Source organism: Actinoplanes sp. NPDC049316 (assembly GCF_040677315.1).
Lineage (GTDB): Bacteria > Actinomycetota > Actinomycetes > Mycobacteriales > Micromonosporaceae > Actinoplanes.
The window spans coordinates 1-22,974 of sequence record NZ_JBFAQM010000055.1 but is presented as its reverse complement, the minus strand read 5'-3'; the positions used below and the strand labels follow the sequence as shown (position 1 = coordinate 22,974).

Genomic DNA, 22,974 nt, shown 5'->3' with positions numbered 1-22,974 from the left:
CGGCGAGTAAAAGCACGCCCGTCCCGGAGGAGTTCACCGTTGACCGGCTCAGACGCATTCGTTCGCTAGTGGTGCGGCGATGGAAGTTGTTGCGCAGCCGAGCGGCATGACGAGCAGCGCGAGATGATCGGATGTGCCCCTGCACGGCCATTTCGGCTCCTCTCCGCCCTCGATTGACACTCGTTCTTCGCTCATGGAGCCGAAATAACCTGGCGCTTAGGCGCTGACGTCGATGTGTGGTTCTCTGGTGGAGTCGACAGGAGCCAGCGGCACCGTCGCGTTGAGTTCGTCGCCTCCCAACGATCACGAATTGTGTGGTGGGCGGGAATACCGACCTTGTGTCCGACTTCCTGTACCGACCTTGGGTACGACCTTGCTCTGACCTGCGGAATTAGTCGGACAACCGGATTCATGAAGATCATTCGAGCTGCGGCCGGGGTTACAGTGGTCGCACTCCGGCTAGCGCTGTGTCCTGGCCGCGTCGACATGGACCTTGTGGGAGGCTGCCGGTGACTGGCCCCAGTCCCTATGTTCGCCGCAGATGGCTCGCCGAGGAGATCCGTCGTCTTCGCCGTGAGCACGGCTGCAAGGCGGCGGACCTTGCCCGGGCGGTCGGATTTCCTGCTCAGCAGCTCAGCGCTCTTGAGAATGGTCATCGTGGACCGGATATCGACCTCGTCTCGGGAATCTGCGACTACCTGCAAGTCGGACCTAAACGGCGCGATGACATCATCAGCGCAGCTTCGGATGGCTGGGCCCGAGGCTGGTGGGATGAGCAAACAGAACAGATGGGTGAGCGGCAGGCTCGCTATGCGGATCTGGAGAGCGGAACAGCTGCCATCGCGGAGTACGCGCTCGCGCTGATACCCGGCCTTCTGCAGACGGCTGCTTTCGCGGACGCGCGGATTCGCAGTGACCCCGCGAGGCAGCCCGAACAGGTTGATCCCGTCGTGGCGGTCGCGGCTCGGGCGCGTCGGCAGAGCTCGTTACTCGCCGCTGAGGGCCCGACGTATGACGTGGTGATTGACGAGTCCGCCGTTCGCCGGTGCGCGGCCGAGCGGCATATCGTCGCCGAGCAACTGCGTCATGTCGTCGCATTGTGCCGAGCGCACGGCTCGCTCACGGTTCGCATTCTGCCGATCTCGGCCACGATGAAGGGACACAGCGCGCCTCGGTCGGCGTACTCGATCTACCGATATCGCGACCGGCACAAGACTCTAGCGGTGGCGGTGGACACGCTGACAACGGACTTGATATTCACGGAGCCGGCCGAAGTTGACGCCTACCGCCACCTGCATAGTCGGCTCAAGTCTGCTTCCTTGAGTCCTCAAGAAAGCATTCGTATGCTTACCGCCATAGCCGATCAGTTCGAATTTATCGAGGGAGTAGCAGCATGACCGCTGAGGTCTACAGCAAATGGCGAAAGTCCACGCGAAGCGACGAGGGTAACTGCGTGGAAGTCTCGCCGTCCGAAAGCGGAACGCGCGTCGGTGTACGAGACACGAAGGACCAGGGCGGCCCCATCCTGGAGTTCGATCGAGGTGCGTGGGCAACGTTCATTGATGACGTTCGCGCGGGCCATTTCGATATGTAGAGGCCCGAAGAGTCTGGCACCCCTCGACGTTGCACCTCCCGGTTTCATTTGGAGCGGGGGAAGTCCAGGCTTCGGACGATGCCCGGCTAGCTGACGGGTTTCAGTACATCGAGTGGTGAGGCAGCGTGGCGACGGTAGAGCTGCGCCTTGCTGTCTCCGCCCGGCATGCCGGATGATTCGTCACACCACCGGCGTAGTGCGCACCGGAAGCATGGCGACGCCGGTGCCGGGAAGGGAGAAGCTCGTGCCGCGGCATCCCGACGCGATCGTCACTCCCAATAAGGTGCTGGCCAGGTTGCGCGAGGGGCTCCGGTCGCCGTATCGGCCGGGGCAGAAGATGTCTCGCCCGGAGTTCGCCGATGCCGTCAATCGGGCACTCGACCGGCTGTACCCCCGCCGCGCGCTGGGTGCTCTGTACGTCGATGCCCGATGGGTAGGCAAACTTGAACGCGGTGAGACACGGTGGCCGTCGGAGGAACGGCGTGCCGCCCTGCGCTACGTCTTCGGCGTCGGCACCGACATCGAGCTCGACCTTTTCAGTCCCCGCCGCACCGAAGTAGCGCAACCCGATGACGGTGCCACGGTCCTCCTCGCCGCTGGTGATTGGGAGGAGACCCTCGAGGATTTCCGGATCGAATGGCGATTGCTCGTGGACAACGACAAGCTCTTCGGCCCGGGATACGCGCTGGTCGGCGTTACCCGACAACTCGATCTGCTAGACACGTTCATTGAGCAGGCCCCACAGATTTTTCACCGGGAGCTGAACCAGCTCGCCGCGCTCTACTCCGAGTCCGCCGCGTGGCTCTCACAGTCGCTGAACGACGATGCCGCCGCCGAGCGCTGGGCCAGACACTCGCTCACGTTGGCCTCGCGCACCGATGACACGGTGATGACCGCGTGGGCGCGGTATCGCAGCAGCCAGCACTGGCTCTCCCGGCGCGCCCCGGGGCGGGCAGCGGAACACGCCGATGTCGCCGCCCGCCACGAGCTCAAGCTGCCGGCACCGATGCGCGCGGCGATCCGCGTCCAACAGGCTCACGCACTGGCCGCGAACGGTGCCGCCGACGAAGCACTCACGTTGATCGACCAGGCGCACCACTGGGCCGCTGATCGGCACCACGGCCCGCCAGACGGCGAACACGGCTCGTACTGCACGAGCGGGTACATCGAGGTCTACCGCGGCGCGTGCCTGCGGCTTGCCCACCGGCCGGCAGAGGCCATCGCGGTCCTGGAAGCCGCCGTCCCTGCGATTCCCCGCCTGCACCGGCAGGACTACGCCTCCGCCCTGTTGACCAAGGCCGCCGCTCATCAGGACGCCGCCGAACCCGAAGCTGCAGCAGCCACCGCGCATTCCGCCTTGCCGATCGCCCGGCGTGCCGGGGCGCGGCGCCTTCTGCAGGGTCTCAACGATCTCGGCGCTAGCCTGGAGCCGTATCGCAACCTGGCCGAGGTGTCGGCCTACCTCGAGGACCTCACAGGGACAGCGTGATGGCATCTGACGTCGAACTCGCCGCGATGCGGCAAGCGATCATCTTGTCAGCGGTTGGCTTGGGAACAACGAGTCCGAATCCCCCGGTGGGCTGTGTCATCCTCGACCGGCACGGCCAGATAGCGGGCACCGGCTTTCACCGCCGCAAAGGCGAGGCGCACGCCGAGGTCAACGCCCTTGACGCTGCCGGCTCAGCAGCCCGCGGCGGTACCGCAGTGGTGACCTTGGAACCCTGTAACCATGTCGGCGTGACTCCGGCATGCCGACAGGCCTTGATTGACGCCGGCATCGCTCGCGTTGTTATCGGCGTCATGGATCCCACTTCCCGGGGAGACGGGGGTGCTGCGGTCCTGGCCGCGGCGGGCATCGATGTCGAAACGAACGTGCTGTCCGCCGAAGTCCTGAGCGTGCTGGGCCCCTGGCTGTTGGCGACGACCAGAAAGGCGCCCTACGTGACGTTGGCGTACGCGATGGAAGCCAACGACGACCGGACCGAAGCGCTGTTGCTGAACCAACTGCGGTCGAGTGCGGACATTGTCGTCACGGATGATCGGATCGAGGAAGGCGTTGCGGGCGGTCACAGCCCTCAGCACCTTCACTTGGACGAACTGCAGCCCCCGGGGCAGCAGCCGGCCACGTGGCTTGCCGACGCACAGAGGATGGGGGTCCGTACAGCTCTACTTCTCGGGCAAGGACGTGCCGTCGAAAAGCTCCTGGACCTCCACGCGGTGGATCGGCTTGTCCTTGCCGTCTCACGGTCGGATGAAAGCGTGGGCTCCCCACCGTCGATTTCCGCCGCTTGGCCAACGTTCGAGATCTTCGAGGTCTCGAGTTGGCCGCACGGGTTGCTTGTGACGCTCGATAGGTCAGCGCGACGGCATAGCTGATACCGCGTCGCGGACTGGCTTGCCTCAGGCGGAATCGAGATCGTTCGGGATAGATGGTGGCGGCGGTGGGCCAAAGTTGTGATCGTCGCCCGGGATGTCGGAGAATCAGCCTACCCAGGGGCACGTGACACGCGCCTCAGTTGCAGAGCGAGGACGACTGGCGACCAGGGAAGGTGCCGATGCCGCGCAGAAGCGATGCCGTGATCACGCCTAACGAGGTGCTTACTGCGGCACGGAAGCGGTTTCGGTCGCCCCACCGGCCGGGACAGCACATTTCCCGTGCCGAGTTGGCAGACGTCGTGAACCGGACGCTAGACCGTCTTTACCCGAAGCGGGATCGCGCCGCGCTGTATGTCGATGCTCGATGGGTAGGCAAGCTTGAACGCGGCGAGAGCCGCTGGCCGGTCTGCGAACGCCGAAGAGCTCTGCGTGATGTTTTCGGCATTGCAACCGATATTGAACTAGGCCTTTACAGCCCGCGCCGAACGGAAGAATTGGCAGGTTCCGGCCTCGAACCAGGTTTGGCCGGCCGGGCTGGCGTCAATCTCCGAGACAAAATCATTTCGGCGGACGAGTATTCAGTTTCGCTTCTTGGCCAAAGAGCATCGATGCACCGGAATGATGCGATCTCCGTTCGCGCGAGACCACCATCGGCGCAATCTTATGTGCCGGTTCTTCCCGCCGCCCTTGACCGGGCTGCACAAGACTGGTTGCACGGTACTATTCAACTGCGTACGGTCGTCGCACCTAGTACCCAGCAAGTTCGGCATCCGCCTGCCGTGGCTGACGCGGCGAGACTGCTGCAAACCTTGCGCGACATGGACCATCAGCAGGGAGCCGGTGTTGCGGGTGACCTAGTGTCATCGTTTATTAATGGCCAGGTGCGAGCCCTTATCCTGGCGCCCTACGCGGATCGAAGACTGCGCGTCGCCGGCTACCGGGTTGCGGTAGCTGCCCGTGAGTTGGCTGGCTATCAAGCCGTGGATCTGGGAGCAGACGGCGTCGCGCAGCGGCACTATCTACACGCCCTTTCATTGTCTAGTGCGATCAACGACCGCAGTCTTGGAGCTTATCTACTGGGTGTTAGCCTTGCGCACCTCGCGCTGCACTGCGGTTACCCGCAGCAGGGTTTACGTCTGGCGCAAACAGCGCTCGCAGGCGCCGCCGCCGGTACAACTCCAGCCGTTCTCGCGAGTATCTGGGCAGTGGTAGCCCGTTCCTATGCCCGGCTCGGTGACGAGTCGGCATGCACTATGGCATTGCGATCAGCAGAGATGCACCTCGCCAATAGTGATGCTGGCACAGAGCCGGAGTGGATCAGATACCTGACTTCGGCGTACCTGGCCGACGAAGTGGCGCATTGCATGTTCGATCTTTGCCGGCACGAGTCCGCGCAGCGTGAGATCCGGCAAGCTGTCATCGGTGTCGGCCACAGCCGGGTACGACGGTTGGTGATCGACACTGCCCTACTGGCGTCTTCGTTAGCTGCCACCGGCAGAATCGATGAGGCCTGCGTTCGCGGCCGCGAAGCGGTGAATCTCGCGACCCGTACCGCCTCAGCGCGTGCCGTTCAACGTGTCGCTCAGGTCAGAGCCGACCTGATCCCTTTCGAGGATGTCCAGGCAGTCAGAGACCTGATCGACTACATCCACGAGGTGTTGCCCGCCGCAGCGTGACGTTTGGAGATTCACCTGTCGAGCAGCTCGCGATAGAAGGCGAGTTCCGCCTCCAAGGCCCGAGCCGCCGCCTGCTGCGCAGACATACGGTGGCGTGCGTCGACAATGAGCAGTCTGTGAGCCAATCCTTTGGCCTCGAGGCCGCAACCGAGCTGGCGCACGTCAGACACCGGTGCGACGTGGTCATCGCTACCGTGAATCAACAGGACCGGCTGCTGAATTAGCTCTGCGGATACCGTACCGGCCGGGCCGGTCAAGGCACCGGCATGAGGTCGCTGCCAGCGCGGTGCGGTCAGCCTCCACCGATCGGGGTCGATGATCGCCGAACGCGCCACCGCACCGGAGAACGGCGATGGCTGGGAGACCGCTTGCAGAGCGGTGTACCCTCCCGCGCTAGCGCCCGTAATAAAGACTCGACCCGGAATGGTACGGCCAGCGCTGAGTAGATGTCCGGCCACAGCGATGCAGTCCTCGACATCGACAGTGCCCCAGCGCCCGTACAACTCGCGCCGGAACGTCCGGCCGTAACCGGAGCTTCCTCGGTAGTCGACGTCGGCCACCGCGAAGCCATGGCTGGTGAGGTACTGAACGTGCCAGTCAAGCCGACTGTTGATAGAGGACGTTGGCCCTGGGTGGGCGCGGACAACCAATGGGGCGCACCAGTCCGCCGATGCCCCCCACGGCGGATAGACCAGAGCCGTCACGGCCTCTCCACTGGCGGTCGGGCAATGCACGATTTCCGGCAGAGATATGCCGTCGTATGAATCCGCTGCGGTGGTGATCACCTCGGGTGCGGTCGAGGCACCTAGGTTGAGTCTTATCACGTTTGAAGCATGAGTGGACGAGGCGGCAATGGCGTATAGCTGATCGCTATCCACAGCCAGGTAAGGCTTGAAAGAGGTGTATCCGGTTTCGATCCGCCGCGTCCCATTTTGGCCCGTCACCAGTAATTCGTGGCGCGGGCCGCCGAGGCCGATCATGATGGCACCGCCTTGCGGTGTTAGCACGAAAGTGCAATATCCGGCCTCCCATTCCGGCGGAGCGTTGTCGGTGGCAATGGGTGCAACGTTCGTTACCTCCTCGCCGTCGTGGCGATACAAGTTCCACCAACCCGACTGATCAGAAATGAACCACAGTCGGCCCTGATGGTCCCACTGCGGTTGGGTCACTGAGACGTCGCGACCTCCAGCGACCCGCTGGACGTGGCCGATTCCATCGGCGTCCCGAGCACCGAGGAACAATTCGCAGCCGTCCCACGGCATGCGGTCGGCGTCCCACCGAAGCCACGCAAGACGGCCTGGCGCAGGGCGCGGCGAGCCGAGGAACCCCTCCGTCGCCAGCATCACTTGGAACCTGCCGTCGGGCAGCAGCTCGATCAGCTCGTCACCAGAGACAGTCTCGCGAATGCACCAGACTCGATCGGCTGACGCTGCGAGGTCGCCCAAGAATTCATCGGCCGAGCGACGGCGCAGCACGACATGGACGTCGTGCTTGTCCTTGACATGGATGTGTCCGTCTCGACGATCCACATAGAAGATCCGTTCACCCGCGACGGCATACGCGCTGCCACCATATCCGTGGAGATCGCAGCCAACATCCGCCCCCGCTGGTGTCACCTCCTCGGCCGGACCGCCCGCGTCGAGTCGCATCAAGGCGACCCGGCCGCCTTCATCCGGACGCGACTCAAGCCACCACACTGCACCGGCGGAGACTCGCACCTCGTCATACGCCACTGCTGCCGCCGCAGCATCCAACGCCGGCAACGGCGACCTCAGCCCAGACATCGCGTCAGAGTCTACGAGGTACAAGACGCAGGCGCGCCAGGCAACTCGAGCGGGCTTCCAGGCACCGTTGCATGAGCCGGTGTTGCGCACTCACAGGCTGCTCGGCTTGACGGAACTGCCGCAATGGCGTGGCGAAAGTGAAGACGCCCAGGTTGGGCGCCTGTCGGACGGAAGGTCGGTAGGCCAGGTCGGACACCAAGTAGGTATTCCTCGGGTACGTGACGTTGGGTCATATTTGACGCACGCTCGGTCAATCGAGACGCCGGACCCGTCGTGGGTGGGCCGATCACGCACAAGCCCGTAGGAGGTCGTACAGCCATGACATCACCAGTCCTGCCTCTCGATGCGCGAGCGCGTGACGGCTGCGCCGATAGCCTTCCGGTGGATCTGGGCAGGGCGACGGTCGCTGCTGCGGACCTGCTCTCTGCTCTCGGACTAAACATGGAGAGCGAGCACCGCCAAGACACCCCGGCTCGCATGGCTCGCGCGCTAGGAGAAATGCTCAAACCTCCATCTTTCGAGCCGACATCGTTTGACAACGCGAGCGGCTACGACGAGCTCGTGGTCGTGGATCGGATCCCGTTCTTCAGCCTCTGCGAGCACCATGTGCTGCCGTTCATCGGTGACGCCACGATCGCCTACGTGCCGAGTACCCGCATCGTCGGTCTCTCGAAGCTGGCATGGGTTGTACAGCTGTATGCCCGCCAGCTGCAGACCCAAGAAGCCATGACGCAGCAGATCGCGGACTGGCTGATCGAGCAGCTGCAGCCGAAAGGCGTCGGAGTGCGGCTTCGAGCCGAGCACCTGTGCATGAGCCTGCGCGGGGCCCGGGCCATCGGTGCGGTCACCAGCACCTCAACTAGTAGAGGTGTTTTGGCAGACGACCCGGCTCGCCGGGAGGAATGGCAACGCCGATTGGCCATCGCGTCGTCCTGAGCACACCCTCAAGACCAGGAGGTCTGCCGTGGGACATGAGATCGGCAAACGCTTCACCTTCGCGGCCAGCCATCTGTTGCCGGGCCTTCCCGAAGGGCACCAATGCGGTCGCCTGCATGGGCACAACTACACCGTCGAAGTCGTGCTCGGTGCCGAGGAGCTCGCCGGGCCGGGTTTCGTCACCGACTTCGGTGAGCTGGCGCCGTTCAAGGCGCATCTTGACGAGACGTATGACCACCGCCATCTCAACGAGGTCATGCAGCCGGCACCGACCAGCGAGAACCTCGCCGAGGTTCTCGCGCAGTGGTTCATCGAGAAGCTCGAGCCCGAGATTCCGGGCCGGCTGCTCGCCGTCCGTGTCAGTGAGACCCCGTCGTCGTGGGCCGAGTACCGACCGGCGAGAGCAGCATGACGGTTCTCGCGTCGCCGTCGACGCTGCGGGTCGCGGAGCTGTTCGGACCCACCGTGCAAGGGGAGGGACCGTCGGCTGGGCAGCAGGCACTGTTCGTACGGCTGTCCGGCTGCAACCTCGACTGTGGGTGGTGCGACACCCCTTACACCTGGGACTGGCGCCGCTTCAGCCCCGAGGAGCAGGTCACCGAGATGGCTGTCGCTGATGTCGCGTCCTGGGCGGTGGGTCAGGACACCGACTTGGTCGTCGTCACCGGGGGTGAGCCGCTGGTGCAGCAGCGGCGCCTGGGAGGTCTGGTGACTCAGCTGGCCGGCGCCGGACGTCGGGTGGAGGTGGAGACCAACGGCACCATCGCACCCGACGATCACTTGATCGCTTCGATCAGCACCTTCAACGTGTCGCCCAAACTGAGCGGGTCGGGCGTGCCCGCGCACCGCCGGCTGCGCCCGACGGCGTTGCAGGCCTTCCGTGACTGCGGCAAGGCGGTGTTCAAGTTCGTCATCACCGGGCCGAGCGACATCCAGGAACTGGTGGAGCTGCAAGCCGAACTGTCCCTCGAGCCGGTATGGGTGATGCCCGAGGGCACCACCGAAAGCGCTGTCCTGGCCGGGATGCGCAAACTGGCCGAGCCGGCGCTGGCTCACGGCTGGAATCTGAGCCCTCGGCTGCATGTGCTGCTGTGGGGTGACGAACGTGGCCGCTGACGCCCCACCGATCCTGCTCGCCTGGGAAGAACTCGTCGTCGGGATCAACGCCACCGCGGTGAACGTCCGCAGCGACGGCCTTCCCGACCTCGTCATCGGCATCCTGCGCGGCGGGATGGTTCCCGCGACCGTGTTCGCACACGCCCTCGCGGTGCGCACGGTCCGCGCCGTGGAGGTCGTCCACACCGTCAGCGACGACATGAACGCGGCCAAGACCCCCGCTCCGCAGGTGTCGAACGCGGCAAGCCTCGGCGAGCTGTCCGGCCGGGACGTACTAATCGTGGATGACATCGCCGGCACCGGCGACACGATGGCCTACACCGCGCAGCTGGTCGCCGCAGCAGGCGCCACCCGCGTCCGCACCGCGGTCTGCATCGTCAACGCCGCCAACTGGCGGCGTGCGCAACCCCCCGAACAAGCGCTGAGCTACATCGGCGCCACCGTCGAAGGATGGGTGATCTTCCCGTGGGAGAACCGATGACCATCGCCACCAGCCCGGAAACCGAAGAGCCCCATGCGCACACCCTGACGCGTCCGGGTACCCCGATGATCGGCCCGTACTCGGTGAACCAGATGGACGATTTCTACACGGCGATCCCCGCCGGGGAGGTCAAGGCCTCCGGGATCATGAATCTCGCTCAGCGGCTGTACGTCGCCGAACGCGTGCAGCAGGGCGCGAGGCTGGTGGACATCTGCTGTGGGCGAGGCTTGCAGCTGCCGACGCTCTACCGATACGCGCCGGGCTTGCAGCAGTACGTCGGGCTGGACCTGGCCTCGGCGAACCTGGCGGAGGCCAGAGACCGGATCGCCCGCCTGGATGATCACTACGGTGATCGGCCGTTCCCGATCGAGCTGGTTGAGTGTGACGTGGCCGCGCCGTGGCCGGCCGAGGCGGTCGGTGACGGGTTCGACGTCGCCGTCTACACCTCCGCCCTGGAGCATCTGCCGCGCGAGCTGGCGGTCGCCAGCCTGCGGCACGCCGCGGCCGCCTTGCGGCCGGGCGGGGTGCTGTACCTGTCGACGCCTGAAACGCCGGGTCTGCCGCCGCGGCCGCTGCAGTACCGGGTGCACGTCTACGAGTGGAACAGTGCCGAGCTGGAGCCGGTGCTGGCCGAGTGCGGCCTGGTGGTCGAGGAGAAGGTGGGGCAGTTGGCGCCGCCGGCCGACCAGGTCGCCGCGGTGCTGGCCGACAGGTTCGGCGACGGCGCCCGGGCCTGGTACCAGCGGCTGCGGGAGACGGTGTCGCCGGCGCTGCTGGACACGGTGGCCGCCGCCGCTATCCCGGAGGCGGCGATGGAAGTGATGTACGTGTGCCGACGCCCGGCATAAAGGCCGACCGGGGCCGGCGAGCATCGACCGGCTGCCCGGCCTCGGTACGGACCTTCCGCGCAACGACGACCTCGCGGCCGACGTCGCTGTATGACGTCCGGTCTGAAGGAGAACCGAGTGTCATGACCGGAGTCACCCTGCTGTGGGCGCTGCGCTCCCCGTGCAACCTGGGCTGCCGCTACTGCTACTTCGGCACCGTCGAAGACCACCGTGAAACACCCCCTGACCAGGTCGGCGTGCTGTCACACCTGGCACGCACGGACCTCACACTGGCCGACATCGCCGCGTTCGTGGACACGCTGGCCGGCTCCCGCGTCGAGCGGGTGTTCCTCGCCGGTGGCGAGCCGCTGATCTGGCCTCCGATCATGGACGTGGTCGCCGCGATCAAGGCCACCGGCGTCGAGGTGGTGCTGTGCACCAACGGCATTCCGCTCAACCGGCCGCACCTGGTCGACCGGATCCTCGCGCTCGGCGTGGACGCGGTCTCGGTGTCGCTCGACTCCACCGATGCCGGCTACAACGACACCTGGCGGCCCGCTCGCAACCGCGTCGACGGCCATGCCAGCGTGCTGTCGGGGATTCGAGCGCTGCTCGCGGCCCGCGGCGCCGCCGCCTGCCCCCGGGTCGGCCTGTACGCGGTGATCACACGCCAGAACACCGCCGACATTCTCTCCGTCGGGGCTCTCGCGGCCGAGCTCGGCTGTGACTACTTCGTTCCTCAGCCGATCTCGCTGGAACGGGACCACCCGCTGCACGCCGAACTGGCGTTGACCGACCAGGACGCCCCCGCCGTCGCACGGCTGCTCGCAGAACTCTACGAGCAGGTACCGATCGGTCTTCCCGCGCCCACCTATCCCCGCCAGTTCCTCGACACGATCAGCACCGAGACCCCCGGCACCGTCTCCGGCTGCTTCGGCGGTACCGATTTGTTCTTCGTCGAGCCGGACGGCAGCGTCTGGGACTGCCCTTCAGGCCTCAAGATCCGGGCGACCCCGCCGGAGCGGCACCGCACCATCCGCGGCAGCACTGCGGAGGCGCTGTTCGGGCGCGGGGGCGCGTGCGCGGACTGCTCCTTGTTCTCCCGCGACTGCGTCAACATGTGGCCACTGACCGACTTCCAGCGTTTCCTGCCGTCGGCCGGAGTCCGGTCATGACCGGCGCCCTGCGACTCACCGAGGATCTGGAACAGCTGCTGGACACGATGCCGGACCCCGCCGCCGGCACGCAGGTCACCGCCCTGGAATCCGAACTCGCCGACCGGTTCGGCGTCCGTCACGCCGTCGCGGTGTCCTCCGGTACCGCGGCACTGCACACCGCGCTGAGGGCCGTGGGCGTCGGGCCCGGCGACGAGGTGCTCGTCCCGGCCCTGACGGTGATCATGTCGGTCGCGCCGATCATCCACGCCGGCGCCCGCCCGGTCTTCGTCGACTGCACCCCGGACGGCGCCGACCTCGATCACACCGACCTGAGCGCCAAAGTCACCCCTGCCACCAAAGCTGTGCTTCCCGTGCATCTGTGGGGACGCATCGGCGATCTGGCCCGGCTCGGCGGCTGGGCCGACGAGCACCGCCTACTGGTGGTCGAGGACGCCTGCCAGGCCCAAGGCAGCCGCACCGGTGATCGGCACGCCGGGACCGGCAGCGCGATCGGCTGCTTCAGCATGAAGGACGGCAAGGTGCTGTGGTGCGGGGAAGGCGGCTACCTGCTCACCGACAACGACCGGTATGCGGCCGCCGCCCGCTCCTACCGCTCGCACGGCCTCCCTCCGCCGCCGCCGGGCTATCCGCCTCAGGTGGCACAAAACTACCGGCTGGCCGAACCACTGGCGGTGATCGCCCGCGCCAACCTGGCCCGGCTCGACGATCTCCTCGCCCGGCGTCAGCACCAAGCGGCGCTGCTGCGCGAACTGCTGACCGACGCCCCGGGCGTGCAGCCGGCCGCCGCGCCCGGACAGGGATGGAACGGCTACAGCTTCCTCGCCACGCTGACCATGCCCCGGCCCCGCGCGTTCTGTGAACGGCTCGCCGGCCTCGGCATTCCCAACAGCGTCGGCACGTTCCGGCTGGTGCCGGCAGACCAGCGCCGTGAGCTCGCCTCCTTCGCCGCCTCACCCTGCGGCAACGCCGCCGCCGTGATCGATCGAACCCTGGCGGTGATCCTCACCGATCACGACGACGACCAGCGCATCACCGGATACGCCGAGATCATCGCCCGGGAGGCTCGTGCATGGTGCCCCCGCGATTGACAGTCGACGATCTTCTTTCTGACGCGGCCGCGGTGATCGTCGACTGGGACGGCACCGTCGTCGACAGCCAGGACGCCAACTTCACCGCGCTGTCCGCGGTGCTTCTGCCGTACGGGGTGCGCCTCGACCGGCCCTGGTATGAGCAGCACGTCGGTCTGTCGATCGCCGAGCTGCTCACCGAGATCACCGCGGTTCATGGCGACCTTCCCACCAGGACGATCATCGGGGCCAGCCGGGCGCGGCTGCTGGCCGGCCTCGACCAGCTTCGGCCCATCGCGGCCACCATCGAGCTACTCGATGCGGCCATCGACCGGGGGTTGCCGTGCGCCGTCGCGTCCGGCGCCGCCCGGGTCCTGGTCGATGAGGGCATCCGGGCACTGAATCTCGGCCACCTGTTCACGGCCACCATCACCCGCGAGGACGTCACACGCGGAAAGCCGGCACCGGACCTGTTCCTGCGAGCCGCCGGCGTCCTGGCCGTCAACCCGCGGTGCTGCCTCGCCGTCGACGACGCGGCTGACGGCATCACCGCCGCCCACGACGCGGGCATGCGGGTGCTCACTGTGCAGCGGGGGCAGCTCGTCGCGACACCTGCTCCAGCCGTGCAGGCGGACAACTCGTGAAGCGGACCGCTGCCGGCCTCATCTCGCCTGGGAGTGTCCGCCGCCGGTGGGCGCGGCCGATGCGCTTGGTTGCGGCGGCCATGAACCTGTTCCTGTTCTACGGAGGCCATCATGATCAAGCCGACGGGCGCGGATCCGCTCTGGGTGAGCGTCGAGGGAATCAACGGCGTGGGAAAGACGAGCGCGGCCCACGGCACGGCAGCCTTGCTCGGTACCCGTGGTGTCCTGCTCGACGAACTCACCGACCAGGTGAACGACGTCCTGCTGTCGAGGGTGATCGCCGCACTGAGCAGCGCCGGTGACCCGTTCCTGCGGACCGGTCATCCGGTGGTGGAGACACTGGCCCTGCTGGCTCTGCAGGTACGCAAGAGTGAGCGCCTCGCCGGGCAGTCCCTGGCCGGCGTCGACGTGATCATCGAGGACCGCGGGGTGGACTCCGTCGCGGTGTATCAAGCCGCCGTCCTGTGCTCCGAGCACCCGGGGACCCGGCCGGAGCAGGTGGCACGGCACATCCTCGCCGATGCCCGGCGCTGGCGTGGCGTTCCCGACAAGACACTGCTGCTCACCGGCGACCCCGAGGTGTGCATCCAGCGGTTCGGCGCTCGCATCCAACGGCCCCTCGCGGCGGAGCATGCCCACCTGATCAGCGAAATCGACCGGCTGTACCGCGTGCTGGCCGAGGACGACCCCGACCGTTACATGATCCTCGATGTCGCCGACCTGTCGCCCCAGGAGAGCGTCGACGTGGTCCGCCAGAGCGTCACCAGGCTCCTGGAACGGCGACCGCACATCCCTGCCATGAGGAGACCTTCGGCATGACGGCCATCCCGGAACTGCGCCGATGCACTCGCGGCGCGCTGACCTCCGTCGAGGGAGTCACCGGAGTCGGAAAAACCTACCTGACCCGCCACGCCATCGACCTCATGGACACCAAGCCGTTGCTGCTGGAGGAGTTCTCCGCGCGCACGGACACCCAGCCGGACCTCGGCGCGGCGCTGCTGCGTGCCCTACGCGAAGCCAGCGCCGGGGATCCCTTCCTGCGCGGCGGGACACCCTTGGCCGAAGCGCTGGTGCTGCTGGCCATCAAACGACACGACCTCGACTGCGTCATCCCCGAGCTGGCCGGTGGCCGTCCGGTCCTCGAGGGCCGCGGCGTCGACAGCACCGCGGTGTGCCAAGCCGTCCTGCTGCACCCCGACGATCCGGACGCCGCCCTCGTGACGGCGACCGCACTGCTGAGCTTGGCAGCGTCCTACCGCAGCTTGCCGGACCGCACGATCCTGGTCACCGATGACCCCCACCGGGCGATCACCCGGGCCCAGCGCCGCGACCGGTGTGTCTTCACCGCCGAGCAGGCGACCTTCATGCGCTCCGTGTGTGCCCTCTTCGAGCAGGTGGCAGCGACCGATCCCGCACGCTATCGAGTCGTGGATCGGCGCACCCTCGGAGAGCACCACGCCACGCAGCTCATCGGCTCGTTGATCCAGAACACCGACGCCGGCCTCACCTGCGTCAGCGAACCGTGGCAAGGCCCGGAGGCTGCGTGCATGTACTGCGGCCGGCCTCAGCACCGTGCCCTCACCAGCGACTGAGTCCCTCGCACCTCCAGGAGCGTCATGCCCGTCCTGCACTCCACCAGAAACGTCGAGATCGTCGAACCCGCGACGGCACACCGAACCGGGGTGGGGATCTTCGAGTACACCGACAACTACACCGTCTTCCACTACGGCCGGATGCCGGACCCGATCCCCGGCAAGGGCGAGGCGACCTGCCGCATGGCCGTCTTCAACTTCCGGACGCTGAAAGCCGCCGGCGTACCCACCCACTTCCGGCGCTTCCTGCCCCCGAACCGCATCGAATTCGACCTGGCACGGCTACCCGAGTCCGGCGCCGGCCCACTCGCCGACAACACGCTGGTCCCCGTGCAGGTCCTGGTCCGTAACGAAGTTCCGCAGGGCAGCTCAGTTCATCGCCGCCTCGCCGCCGGCACGCTCACCCTGGACGAGGTCGGCCTTACTCGTGTCCCGCATGCGGGCGAACGCTTGCCGCAGCCGCTGATCGAATACGCCACCATGTTCGAGCCCGTCAACCGGTTCGTCAGCCGTTTTGAGGCCCCCCGGCTGGCAGGTCTGAGCGCCGGGCAGCTCCAGGTGATGAGCGACATCGCCGTCAAGGCCAACGCGGTGCTGGCCGGGCACGCCGAGCGGGTCGGGCTGCACCTCTCTGATGGCAAGGCCGAGTTTCTGCTGGCGACCGACGGTCGTCTCGTGCTGGCCGACAGCCCCGGCACCCCCGACGAGGCCCGCCTGTTATTCAACGGCCTCCACTGCGGCAAGCAGGTCCTGCGCAACTGGTACGTCAACAACGGACTCGAAGTGCCTACCGGCCGACTGATCGCCGACGGTGTTCCCAGGGACCGGTGGCCCGAGCCGGCACCACTGCCCGCAGCGTTCCTGCCGGTGATGTCGGACCTGTATCGCTCCCTGAGCGAGGCCTGGACGGGCGAACGGTTCTGGAACGCTCCCGGCCTCGACGATGCCACCCGCGCGGTCACCGAGGTCATCGGCCAGTGAATACGGAGGCAACCAGCCGCCGGACCCCGGGCAGCTGTGCCGCTGGCGGCGCGACGGCGGGCCTGGATGCGAGATATTGGATGGGGGCGGGCGGATGGGTGGCTTGACCGACGACGGCGCCTTCCGTAACACGACGTTCGTGGTCATCGACTTCGAGGCCACGACCCCCGCCGGGTTCCCTGCGCAACCGGTCGAGGTCGCCGTTCTCGCGCTGCGTTACGACGGTCAATGGCGCGAGACCGGGCGCGGGACCTCGCTGATCCGGCCACCCGCCTTCGCGCCGGTGACGCCGGCGTTCACCGCTCAGACCGGACTGACTGCCGAGCAGCTGCAGGCCGCGCCCACCCCGGCCGAAGCGCTGGCTGCACTGGACCGCCGGTTCGCGGCCGACACCTCGTATCTGTTGGTAGCGCAGCACGCTGCCACGGAGGCCAACCTCATCTACCACCAGCGCGAGCACTGCCCGAGGCTGGCCCGCATCGACTTGCTGGACACGATCCCGTTGGCCAAGCGCTGCGTCCCTGGGTTGTTCAACTACCGGCTGGACACCCTCCTCGCGCACTTCGGTATCGCCCAGCCGGCAGACCGACATCGGGCGCCGGCAGATGTCGCCGTCACCGCGCAGCTGTTCCGCCGCCTCATCGCTCTGGCCGACGACAACGGTGAAGCCGACAGCCTCGCAGGCCTGGTGAAGATCGCCGGGCGCACAGCTCAAGCGAATGCGCCCGTTCAGGAGCGGCTGTTCGAGCTGTCGCCCCCAGAAGCCGAGTAACCCCGCGACCCGGAAGGACGGTGCGACCTTGACAGCCGACACCCAGCTGGAACGAGAAACGATTCCGTTCTGGTTCGACCCGCTGTGTCCCTGGGCGTGGATCACCTCGCGCTGGCTGCTGGAGGTCGAGCAGGTCCGGCCCGTACGCGCCGACTGGCGCATCATGTCGCTGGCCTACCTGAACCTCGAGCAGCGCGAGGGTAAAGGACTCACCGACGACTACCGAGAATTGATGGAGCAGGCCTGGGGACCGGTGCGGGTGTGCGCGGCCGCCGTCGAGCACGCCGGGCCCCAGGTGCTGGGCGCCTTGTACACCGCCATCGGTACACGGCTGCACAACCAGCGCCGCCGCGACGATCCCGCGGTCCTGCACGAAGCGCTGGCCGATGTCGGGCTGCCCGACTCGCTGACCGCCGCGGTGACGAGCACCCAGTTCGACCAGCAGATCAAACAGTCTCACCATCAGGCGTTCGACGAAGTCGGACTCGACGTCGGCACTCCCGTGCTACGGATCAGGGGCACAGTGCTGTTCGGGCCGGTCATCACACCGGCGCCGCGCGGCGAGGCCGCGGGCCGACTCTGGGACGGCCTCGTACTGGTCGCCGGCACGGACGGATTCTTCGAGCTGAAGCGGACACGGACCCGCAAAGCGTCGTTCGAGTGACCAGGCCCGTTCAGTCTCACCACTCTGGCGGGATCGATGTGCTGATCTCCGCTACAGCCTGTACACCCGCAGCGTTAGGTCGCGCAGCGGGCGTGTATCCAGCGGTGCCGAGCAGTTGCGCCCGATCAGCCGATGCGGACCGAAGGGTTACAGGCACGCCAGATTCGCGGGCCGACCAGACGTTCGGCCTCATCCAGCCGGTACCAGGCTGCGCTCGTCACTTCCGACTCCTGGAGACTGCCGACGTCGCCTGTAGTCGTGAAGGCGTACCCGAGGTCGAGGTGGAAGTGCTCCGGCTCGTCCTTCAACGGTCGAGCAGGGACACGGCCGAACTCGATGTAAACCGGCGCCGACGACACCGAAGTGACCGTGTCCGGATCGATGCCGGTCTCCTCGACGAGTTCGCGCACCGCCGCGCCGATCAGTGTCGTATCGGTCGGCTCCAGATGCCCACCGGGTTGCAGCGGAATCCCGTACGCGCGATGCCCGACGAGCAGGATGTCCTCACCGCCGCGGGTCAGCAGCGCACCGACAGTCACATGCATATCGAAGTTGCGGCGAGATGCGAAGTCTTCGCCCCTCGCGAGGAGCTCGACCGGTTCGGCCAACAGCGCCTTTTCTTCTGGGTGGCGATCGAGGTACGCGGCCAGAGCACGCGCAATCTCGGAATCAGCGATCGGCAAGTGACGCCTCCAAGGCAGTCGGATCCGTTACGTTCGTCCGCCGTAGCTCACGCACGACGCGTCGAGTCCTGCTGGCCGGCGACGACCGAACCCGGCGAACCTACCGTGTACGTCAACCCCGTACACGGACAACCACTGTGCCTTCGGATCCTTCCACCCACCAGAGCTACCCGGCCTTCGCGATCACCATGCTGCCCTCACCTCGGTTGCCGAAGCTGGCGCCTCTTTGGCGGATACGGCCGAGTCCCGCGCGCGGGTGACAGCGACCGCCCAGCCAGGCGACGGCCGTCGCGCGGCGCATCCTGCGGGTCTCTCATGGTGGCTAGGTGTATGCCATGACGGGGCTCCCCAGAACTCACCTGCTCAAGTGTCCTGCCACACGAGGAGGGAACCGTTGGTGAGCGCCAAGGCGAGCAAGTTCGGCCCGAGTATTCCTGCGCAACCCGGATCGGGCGCCGCCGAGCCGGTGTTGCCGGAGCTGCGTAATGCCTGGTGGGAACACGGCGTACGTCGGCGAGCCGAGACCGGGGTATTCGGGGTTTTCGCCGAGTTGCCTGGTCTGATTCGTCAGGCGATCCGGATCGCGTGGCGTGCTGACCGCGCGCGCACGCTGGTCGTGGCCGGCGCCACGATCGCGGCGGGGGCGATGTCGACGTTTGGCCTACTGTCCACCCAGCGGGTGCTGGTCGAGTTGTTCGGCGGCGGGCCGACTCCGGACCGAGTGCGCGCGGCTCTGCCCGCGTTGATCTTGCTGGCGGTGGTGACCGCGATTCGTGGCGCGCTGGGTATCGCGATCGGGTATGCACAGAACGGCCTGGCGCCGCGGGTCAACGAGGCGGCCGAGCGCCGGTTGTTCGAGACGACCACGGCGGTGCAGGTCAGCGCGTTCGACGCGGACGCGTTCGCCGACGACATGGAACGCGCTACCCGGGGCAGTGACGCGGCGATGGGGCTGGTGCAAAATACCGCGAACATGTTCGCCGGGCTGGTCAGCCTGACCGCCGTCGCGGTCGCAGTGGTGGTGATCAACCCCTTGCTGCTGGTAGCGCTGCTGGTAGCGACCCTGCCGAACGGCTATGCCGCATTGCGTGCTGGGCATCTGCGCTACGCGACGTTTCTGGCGGGGTCGGTGCGTCGGCGCCGGTTGTGGGTGTTACAGCATCAGATGGCCGAACGGGATTCGGCGCCGGAGCTGCGCTCGTACGGGCTGCGTGACTTCCTGCTTGGCCAGTACGACATGGTGATGGGCGCTCAAACCCGGGAAGACCTGACCTTGGCGCGGCGGACCACCACAACGACCAGTATCGGCGCGGTGATCAGCGGCATCGGCCTGGCCGGCGTCTGGATTCTGCTGGGCGTGCTGCTCGCGAGCGGCCGGATTCCGCTGGCGGCGGCGGTGACCTGCGTGGTCGCCATCCAGGCCGCCCAACGCGCGCTGGCACTGGTGACGTTCCAGCTGGACCAGCTGTACACCGGCGGGCAGTTCTTCAAGGAGTACGTCGGGTTCCTCGAGCGCGCCCGCACCTACCTGCCTCGCAAACAGCTCGCCGCGGCTCCCACCGCGCCGGCGTTGGAGCAGGTGAGCGTGAGTGGGGTCAGCCTGCGCTACCCGGACAAGGACACCGTGGCCGTCGACAACGTCAGCCTCACGATCGGTGCCGGGCAGACGGTCGCGTTTGTCGGGGAGAACGGCTCCGGTAAGTCGACCCTCGCCGCCATGATCGCTTCCTTGCGGGAGCCCACCGATGGGGTGATCGAGTGGAACGGACGGACGCTCGAGCATTGGGACCGCGACAGTCTGCGGGCGCGGATCGGTGTCGTGCTGCAAGCGCACCACCGCTGGCCGTACACCGCGGCCACCAATATCGCGATGGGTGACCTGTCCGTGCCGGCCGAGCAGGATCGGATCGAGCATGCCGCGGCCCGTGCTGCGGCCCACGACACGATCGTGGCCCTGTCGCACGGCTACGAGACGCTGCTGGACCGCACGTTCAAGGACGGTGAGGAGCTGTCGGGTGGGCAGTGGCAGCGCATCACCGCCGCTCGCGGGCTGTACCGCGACGCTGACCTGCTCATCATGGACGAACCGTCTTCAGCGCTGGACCCGCGCGCCGAGGACGCGCTGTTCCAGGCTCTCGCCGACCGGCAGGGCAAGCAGACCACGATCTTGATCACGCACCGGCTAGCCAACGTCATCCACGCCGACATGATCTACGTCTTGCACGAAGGTGCCCTCGTCGAAGCCGGCACGCACGCGCAGCTGGTCGCTGCCGGCGGCCGGTACGCGGAGCTGTTCGCGTTGCAGGCGGCCGGCTACCAGCCGGCCACCGTGACCGGAGAACCGGCATGAACGCGACCGGGCCCGGTGATCCCGGTCCGGTGGCCCGCGTTAGCGCCAAGCCCCGGGTCATCACCGTCGGCGATCCACCACGTGTCTGCGAGCCGGCTGGGCAGCTGGCGGCGCTCGGGGCCGCCCGGGACGCGTGGCCGGCCAAGGCTACTGCCGTGCTAAGCGCCGATCCGCGGGCAGCGGGCACGGTGGTGGTGGGGTCGCTCGCGTTCGGTGGCGGGGACGCGTTCAGCGATGTGGACCTGATCGTCGTGGTCGACCCGCCGATCCCGGTGGTTCTGCTTGCTGATCCGTTCGCCGGGCTGGGGTTGCCGGGTGTCGAGCTGTACCGCAGGCCGAAGCCGCGGAACGCGCCGGCTGGCGGCGGCTATCTCGCCGTGGCGGTCGAGCTCGCCGGTCTGCCGGTCCTGATCGACGTGTACTTGTGGGCGGCCACGACCGCGGCCGTCCCGGCAGGCGGGCAAGTGCTGACCGAACGGACCCGTCTGCCCCGCAGCGGGCTAGGCCTGCTGGACCTGCTGGCCACCTGCCCGCCGGACGATGCGTCCGGCTCTGATCCGCACGATCCGGCCACGCTGCTCCTGCTGGTTCAGCTGGCCGCGAAGTACCACGCCCGCGGGGACCGGCGCCGACGGGCCGGGATCTGCCACCAGTTGCACATCAGCGACATCACCGGCGCCGGTGAACTACGCCGGCTGCTCGACACCCGGCTGGCCGCTGTGCGGCCGCCGCCGGGGCGGGCGCTGGCCGCGGTCCGCCGGTTGCTCGACGTTGTATCCGTCTTGTTGAAAGAGGTGCCCGTGTCCATCAGCCCTGACTTGCAGGATCGCACCCCCAAACAGGCCCGGCAGCAGCTGGTGGACCAGCTCACCGCCCGAGGATGGATCACCCAGCCCGCGGTGGCCGCAGCGTTCGCCGTGGTGCCGCGGCATCTGTTCGCCCCGGAGGGCACCAGTATCGAGGCGGCCTACGCCGACGACACGGTGGTCACCCGACGCGGCCCGGACGGGAAGACGACCAGCTCGATCTCCGCGCCGTGGCTTCAGGCGTACATGATCGAGGCCGCCGCGCTGCGGCCAGGATCGCGGGTGCTGGAGATCGGCTCAGGTGGCTACAACGCGGCCCTGCTGGCCGAGGTGGTCGGTTCGGCCGGAACAGTGGTGACCGTCGACATCGACGCGCAAGTCGTCGCGAACGCCCGGACTGGGTTGGCCCGGGCAGGCTACCCGCAGGTCCAGGTGATCTGCGCGGATGGCGAGCATGGATACGCCGACGGCGGCTCGTATGACGCGGTGATCGTCACGGTCGAGACCAGCGACGTCCCACCGGCGTGGACACGGCAGCTCACCGCCGATGGCGTGCTGGTGATCCCGTTGCGGATGCGCGGGCACACCCGCTGCCTCACCCTGCGGCCCGACGGCGACCACCTGGTCGCGACGGCGGCAGTGCAGTGCGGGTTCGTGTCGATGCAGGGCCACGGCCGGGATCCGGTACGCCGGGTCCCGTTGCGCGGCGACGACGCCGTTCTGGTGCTGGACGACACCACCACCCAGGTCGACGGGGACGCTCTGCGGGCCGCGCTCGACCCGTCGGGTGTGCTGCGGTGGTCGCCGGTCACGGCCGCGATCGATGACGGCAGCGCGTTCGAGGCGGTGCACTTGTGGTTGGCCAGCCAGCCTCGCCCGTACGGGATCCTCACCGTCGACCGGGAGAAGACCGCCGGCCTGCTGGACCCGCAGGACCGATTCTTCTGCCCTACCCTGCTGACCAGCGACAGCTTCGCCTACCTCACCCTGCACAAACAAGACACCGAGACCTGGCAGTTCGGCGCCCACGGCTACGGACCCGCCGCAGACACCCTGGTCGCGGAGCTCATTGACCTGCTGACCGTCTGGAACGAGCAGCACCGCGCCGGGCCCGGGCCCCGGATCACCGTGCACCCGGACGGCTTGCCGCTGCCCCCCACGGGCAGCTTGCGGCTGCTGGTGCCGCGCCGGCACACGACGACCGCGATCACCTGGCCCGGCCGCGACCAATGACGACGAGCGACCATACGCCCGCGGAACTGCCGACGCTGGTAATCATTCGCGGGAACTCCGGGTCCGGGAAGTCGACCATCGCCGCCGAGGTCCGCCGCCGCTACGGCCGAGGCTGCGCCCTGATCGAGTTTTCTCACCGTCCTCTTCGTGTACGTGACGTCCAGTGAGCGCCCAGCTATTGATCTCGGGAGGCTTGTAACCTTCCATGATCTTC

General features: G+C 67.3%; 21 protein-coding genes and 2 pseudogenes. 21 read left to right on the top strand and 2 right to left on the bottom strand.

What is annotated here, in order from left to right; translation table 11 throughout:
- Window positions 1-509: 509 nt before the first annotated feature.
- The 5 genes and pseudogenes from AB0K03_RS40600 to AB0K03_RS40580 all read left to right on the top strand — a co-directional run bounded on the left by AB0K03_RS40600 (window position 510) and on the right by AB0K03_RS40580 (window position 5,646).
- Window positions 510-1,397 (top strand): helix-turn-helix transcriptional regulator, encoded by an 888-nt coding sequence (locus AB0K03_RS40600; RefSeq protein WP_364697336.1) that lies wholly within the window; start codon window positions 510-512, stop codon window positions 1,395-1,397.
- Window positions 1,394-1,594 carry a DUF397 domain-containing protein gene (locus AB0K03_RS40595; protein ID WP_364697334.1) on the top strand — a complete coding sequence of 67 codons (201 nt, stop codon included), beginning with the start codon at window positions 1,394-1,396 and terminating at the stop codon, window positions 1,592-1,594. Before AB0K03_RS40600 ends, AB0K03_RS40595 begins: the two co-directional genes overlap by 4 nt.
- Before the next feature lie 172 nt (window positions 1,595-1,766).
- On the top strand, window positions 1,767-3,083 hold the full coding sequence (locus AB0K03_RS40590; protein WP_364697331.1) for a hypothetical protein: 1,317 nt from the start codon (window positions 1,767-1,769) through the stop codon (window positions 3,081-3,083).
- Window positions 3,083-3,547 (top strand): annotated as a pseudogene (gene ribD / locus AB0K03_RS40585) (bifunctional diaminohydroxyphosphoribosylaminopyrimidine deaminase/5-amino-6-(5-phosphoribosylamino)uracil reductase RibD); the annotation flags it as partial. The gene AB0K03_RS40590 and the pseudogene ribD, both read left to right, overlap by 1 nt.
- 602 nt (window positions 3,548-4,149) lie before the next feature.
- Complete coding sequence (locus AB0K03_RS40580; protein WP_364697328.1) at window positions 4,150-5,646, top strand: XRE family transcriptional regulator; 1,497 nt, start codon at window positions 4,150-4,152, stop codon at window positions 5,644-5,646.
- 11 nt (window positions 5,647-5,657) lie between these two features.
- Here AB0K03_RS40580 and AB0K03_RS40575 read toward each other — a convergent pair whose 3' ends face one another.
- Entirely contained in the window at window positions 5,658-7,430 is a 1,773-nt protein-coding gene (locus tag AB0K03_RS40575; protein WP_364697325.1) for a prolyl oligopeptidase family serine peptidase, read from the bottom strand.
- Window positions 7,431-7,748: 318 nt separating this feature from the next.
- Between AB0K03_RS40575 and folE the strand changes: the two genes are divergently transcribed.
- The 13 genes from folE (at window position 7,749) to AB0K03_RS40510 (ending at window position 17,688) form a co-directional block, all read left to right on the top strand.
- Window positions 7,749-8,366, top strand: a complete 618-nt coding sequence (gene folE, locus AB0K03_RS40570) for a GTP cyclohydrolase I (protein WP_364697322.1) — start codon at window positions 7,749-7,751, stop codon at window positions 8,364-8,366.
- Between the two features lie 28 nt (window positions 8,367-8,394).
- Window positions 8,395-8,778 carry a 6-carboxytetrahydropterin synthase gene (locus tag AB0K03_RS40565; RefSeq protein ID WP_364697319.1) on the top strand — a complete coding sequence of 128 codons (384 nt, stop codon included), beginning with the start codon at window positions 8,395-8,397 and terminating at the stop codon, window positions 8,776-8,778.
- Window positions 8,775-9,482 carry a 7-carboxy-7-deazaguanine synthase QueE gene (locus tag AB0K03_RS40560; protein ID WP_364697316.1) on the top strand — a complete coding sequence of 236 codons (708 nt, stop codon included), beginning with the start codon at window positions 8,775-8,777 and terminating at the stop codon, window positions 9,480-9,482. The genes AB0K03_RS40565 and AB0K03_RS40560 overlap by 4 nt, the downstream gene beginning before the upstream one ends.
- Window positions 9,472-9,963: a phosphoribosyltransferase family protein gene (locus AB0K03_RS40555; RefSeq protein ID WP_364697314.1), complete on the top strand. Its 492-nt coding sequence runs from the start codon at window positions 9,472-9,474 to the stop codon at window positions 9,961-9,963. Before AB0K03_RS40560 ends, AB0K03_RS40555 begins: the two co-directional genes overlap by 11 nt.
- A complete protein-coding gene (locus AB0K03_RS40550) occupies window positions 9,960-10,811 on the top strand; it encodes a class I SAM-dependent methyltransferase (protein WP_364697311.1) in 852 nt (283 codons plus the stop codon). The genes AB0K03_RS40555 and AB0K03_RS40550 overlap by 4 nt, the downstream gene beginning before the upstream one ends.
- A gap of 122 nt (window positions 10,812-10,933) precedes the next feature.
- Window positions 10,934-11,965, top strand: a complete 1,032-nt coding sequence (locus tag AB0K03_RS40545; protein WP_364697308.1) for a radical SAM protein — start codon at window positions 10,934-10,936, stop codon at window positions 11,963-11,965.
- The gene (locus AB0K03_RS40540) at window positions 11,962-13,056 is read left to right on the top strand and encodes an aminotransferase class I/II-fold pyridoxal phosphate-dependent enzyme (protein ID WP_364697305.1); all 1,095 of its coding nucleotides are present in this window, start codon (window positions 11,962-11,964) and stop codon (window positions 13,054-13,056) included. The genes AB0K03_RS40545 and AB0K03_RS40540 overlap by 4 nt, the downstream gene beginning before the upstream one ends.
- The gene (locus AB0K03_RS40535) at window positions 13,053-13,679 is read left to right on the top strand and encodes an HAD family phosphatase (protein ID WP_364697302.1); all 627 of its coding nucleotides are present in this window, start codon (window positions 13,053-13,055) and stop codon (window positions 13,677-13,679) included. The genes AB0K03_RS40540 and AB0K03_RS40535 overlap by 4 nt, the downstream gene beginning before the upstream one ends.
- Window positions 13,680-13,790: 111 nt before the next feature.
- Complete coding sequence (locus AB0K03_RS40530; protein ID WP_364697299.1) at window positions 13,791-14,498, top strand: hypothetical protein; 708 nt, start codon at window positions 13,791-13,793, stop codon at window positions 14,496-14,498.
- Entirely contained in the window at window positions 14,495-15,271 is a 777-nt protein-coding gene (locus AB0K03_RS40525) for a hypothetical protein (protein ID WP_364697297.1), read from the top strand. Before AB0K03_RS40530 ends, AB0K03_RS40525 begins: the two co-directional genes overlap by 4 nt.
- Window positions 15,272-15,295: 24 nt before the next feature.
- Window positions 15,296-16,252: a phosphoribosylaminoimidazolesuccinocarboxamide synthase gene (locus AB0K03_RS40520; RefSeq protein ID WP_364697294.1), complete on the top strand. Its 957-nt coding sequence runs from the start codon at window positions 15,296-15,298 to the stop codon at window positions 16,250-16,252.
- 103 nt (window positions 16,253-16,355) lie between these two features.
- Window positions 16,356-17,024, top strand: coding sequence for a 3'-5' exonuclease (locus AB0K03_RS40515; protein ID WP_364697291.1), 669 nt, complete (start codon window positions 16,356-16,358; stop codon window positions 17,022-17,024).
- Window positions 17,025-17,052: 28 nt separating this feature from the next.
- Window positions 17,053-17,688: a DsbA family protein gene (locus tag AB0K03_RS40510; RefSeq protein ID WP_364697289.1), complete on the top strand. Its 636-nt coding sequence runs from the start codon at window positions 17,053-17,055 to the stop codon at window positions 17,686-17,688.
- Window positions 17,689-17,813: 125 nt separating this feature from the next.
- Here the strand turns inward: AB0K03_RS40510 and AB0K03_RS40505 are convergent, their stop codons facing one another.
- The gene (locus AB0K03_RS40505; protein ID WP_364697288.1) at window positions 17,814-18,371 is read right to left on the bottom strand and encodes an NUDIX domain-containing protein; all 558 of its coding nucleotides are present in this window, start codon (window positions 18,369-18,371) and stop codon (window positions 17,814-17,816) included.
- A 430-nt stretch (window positions 18,372-18,801) separates the two neighbouring features.
- On the opposite strand from AB0K03_RS40505, the gene AB0K03_RS40500 reads away from it, so the two are divergent.
- The 3 genes and pseudogenes from AB0K03_RS40500 to AB0K03_RS40490 form a co-directional block, all read left to right on the top strand.
- On the top strand, window positions 18,802-20,721 hold the full coding sequence (locus AB0K03_RS40500) for an ABC transporter ATP-binding protein (RefSeq protein ID WP_364697354.1): 1,920 nt from the start codon (window positions 18,802-18,804) through the stop codon (window positions 20,719-20,721).
- 155 nt (window positions 20,722-20,876) lie between these two features.
- On the top strand, window positions 20,877-22,760 hold the full coding sequence (gene fxlM, locus AB0K03_RS40495) for a methyltransferase, FxLD system (protein WP_364697286.1): 1,884 nt from the start codon (window positions 20,877-20,879) through the stop codon (window positions 22,758-22,760).
- A pseudogene (locus tag AB0K03_RS40490) lies at window positions 22,757-22,888 on the top strand (kinase); the annotation flags it as partial. The gene fxlM and the pseudogene AB0K03_RS40490, both read left to right, overlap by 4 nt.
- Between the last annotated feature and the right edge of the window lie 86 nt (window positions 22,889-22,974).

Bases quoted from the DNA above. Each gene is read 5' to 3' on its own strand.
- AB0K03_RS40580 (WP_364697328.1), top strand. From the start codon at position 4,150: ATGCCGCGCAGAAGCGATGCCGTGATCACGCCTAACGAGGTGCTTACT.
- AB0K03_RS40520 (WP_364697294.1), top strand. From the start codon at position 15,296: ATGCCCGTCCTGCACTCCACCAGAAACGTCGAGATCGTCGAACCCGCG.
- AB0K03_RS40545 (WP_364697308.1), top strand. From the start codon at position 10,934: ATGACCGGAGTCACCCTGCTGTGGGCGCTGCGCTCCCCGTGCAACCTG.
- AB0K03_RS40530 (WP_364697299.1), top strand. From the start codon at position 13,791: ATGATCAAGCCGACGGGCGCGGATCCGCTCTGGGTGAGCGTCGAGGGA.
- AB0K03_RS40560 (WP_364697316.1), top strand. From the start codon at position 8,775: ATGACGGTTCTCGCGTCGCCGTCGACGCTGCGGGTCGCGGAGCTGTTC.
- AB0K03_RS40590 (WP_364697331.1), top strand. From the start codon at position 1,767: ATGATTCGTCACACCACCGGCGTAGTGCGCACCGGAAGCATGGCGACG.
- AB0K03_RS40550 (WP_364697311.1), top strand. From the start codon at position 9,960: ATGACCATCGCCACCAGCCCGGAAACCGAAGAGCCCCATGCGCACACC.
- AB0K03_RS40595 (WP_364697334.1), top strand. From the start codon at position 1,394: ATGACCGCTGAGGTCTACAGCAAATGGCGAAAGTCCACGCGAAGCGAC.
- folE (WP_364697322.1), top strand. From the start codon at position 7,749: ATGACATCACCAGTCCTGCCTCTCGATGCGCGAGCGCGTGACGGCTGC.
- AB0K03_RS40540 (WP_364697305.1), top strand. From the start codon at position 11,962: ATGACCGGCGCCCTGCGACTCACCGAGGATCTGGAACAGCTGCTGGAC.
- AB0K03_RS40525 (WP_364697297.1), top strand. From the start codon at position 14,495: ATGACGGCCATCCCGGAACTGCGCCGATGCACTCGCGGCGCGCTGACC.
- AB0K03_RS40575 (WP_364697325.1), bottom strand. From the start codon at position 7,430: ATGTCTGGGCTGAGGTCGCCGTTGCCGGCGTTGGATGCTGCGGCGGCA.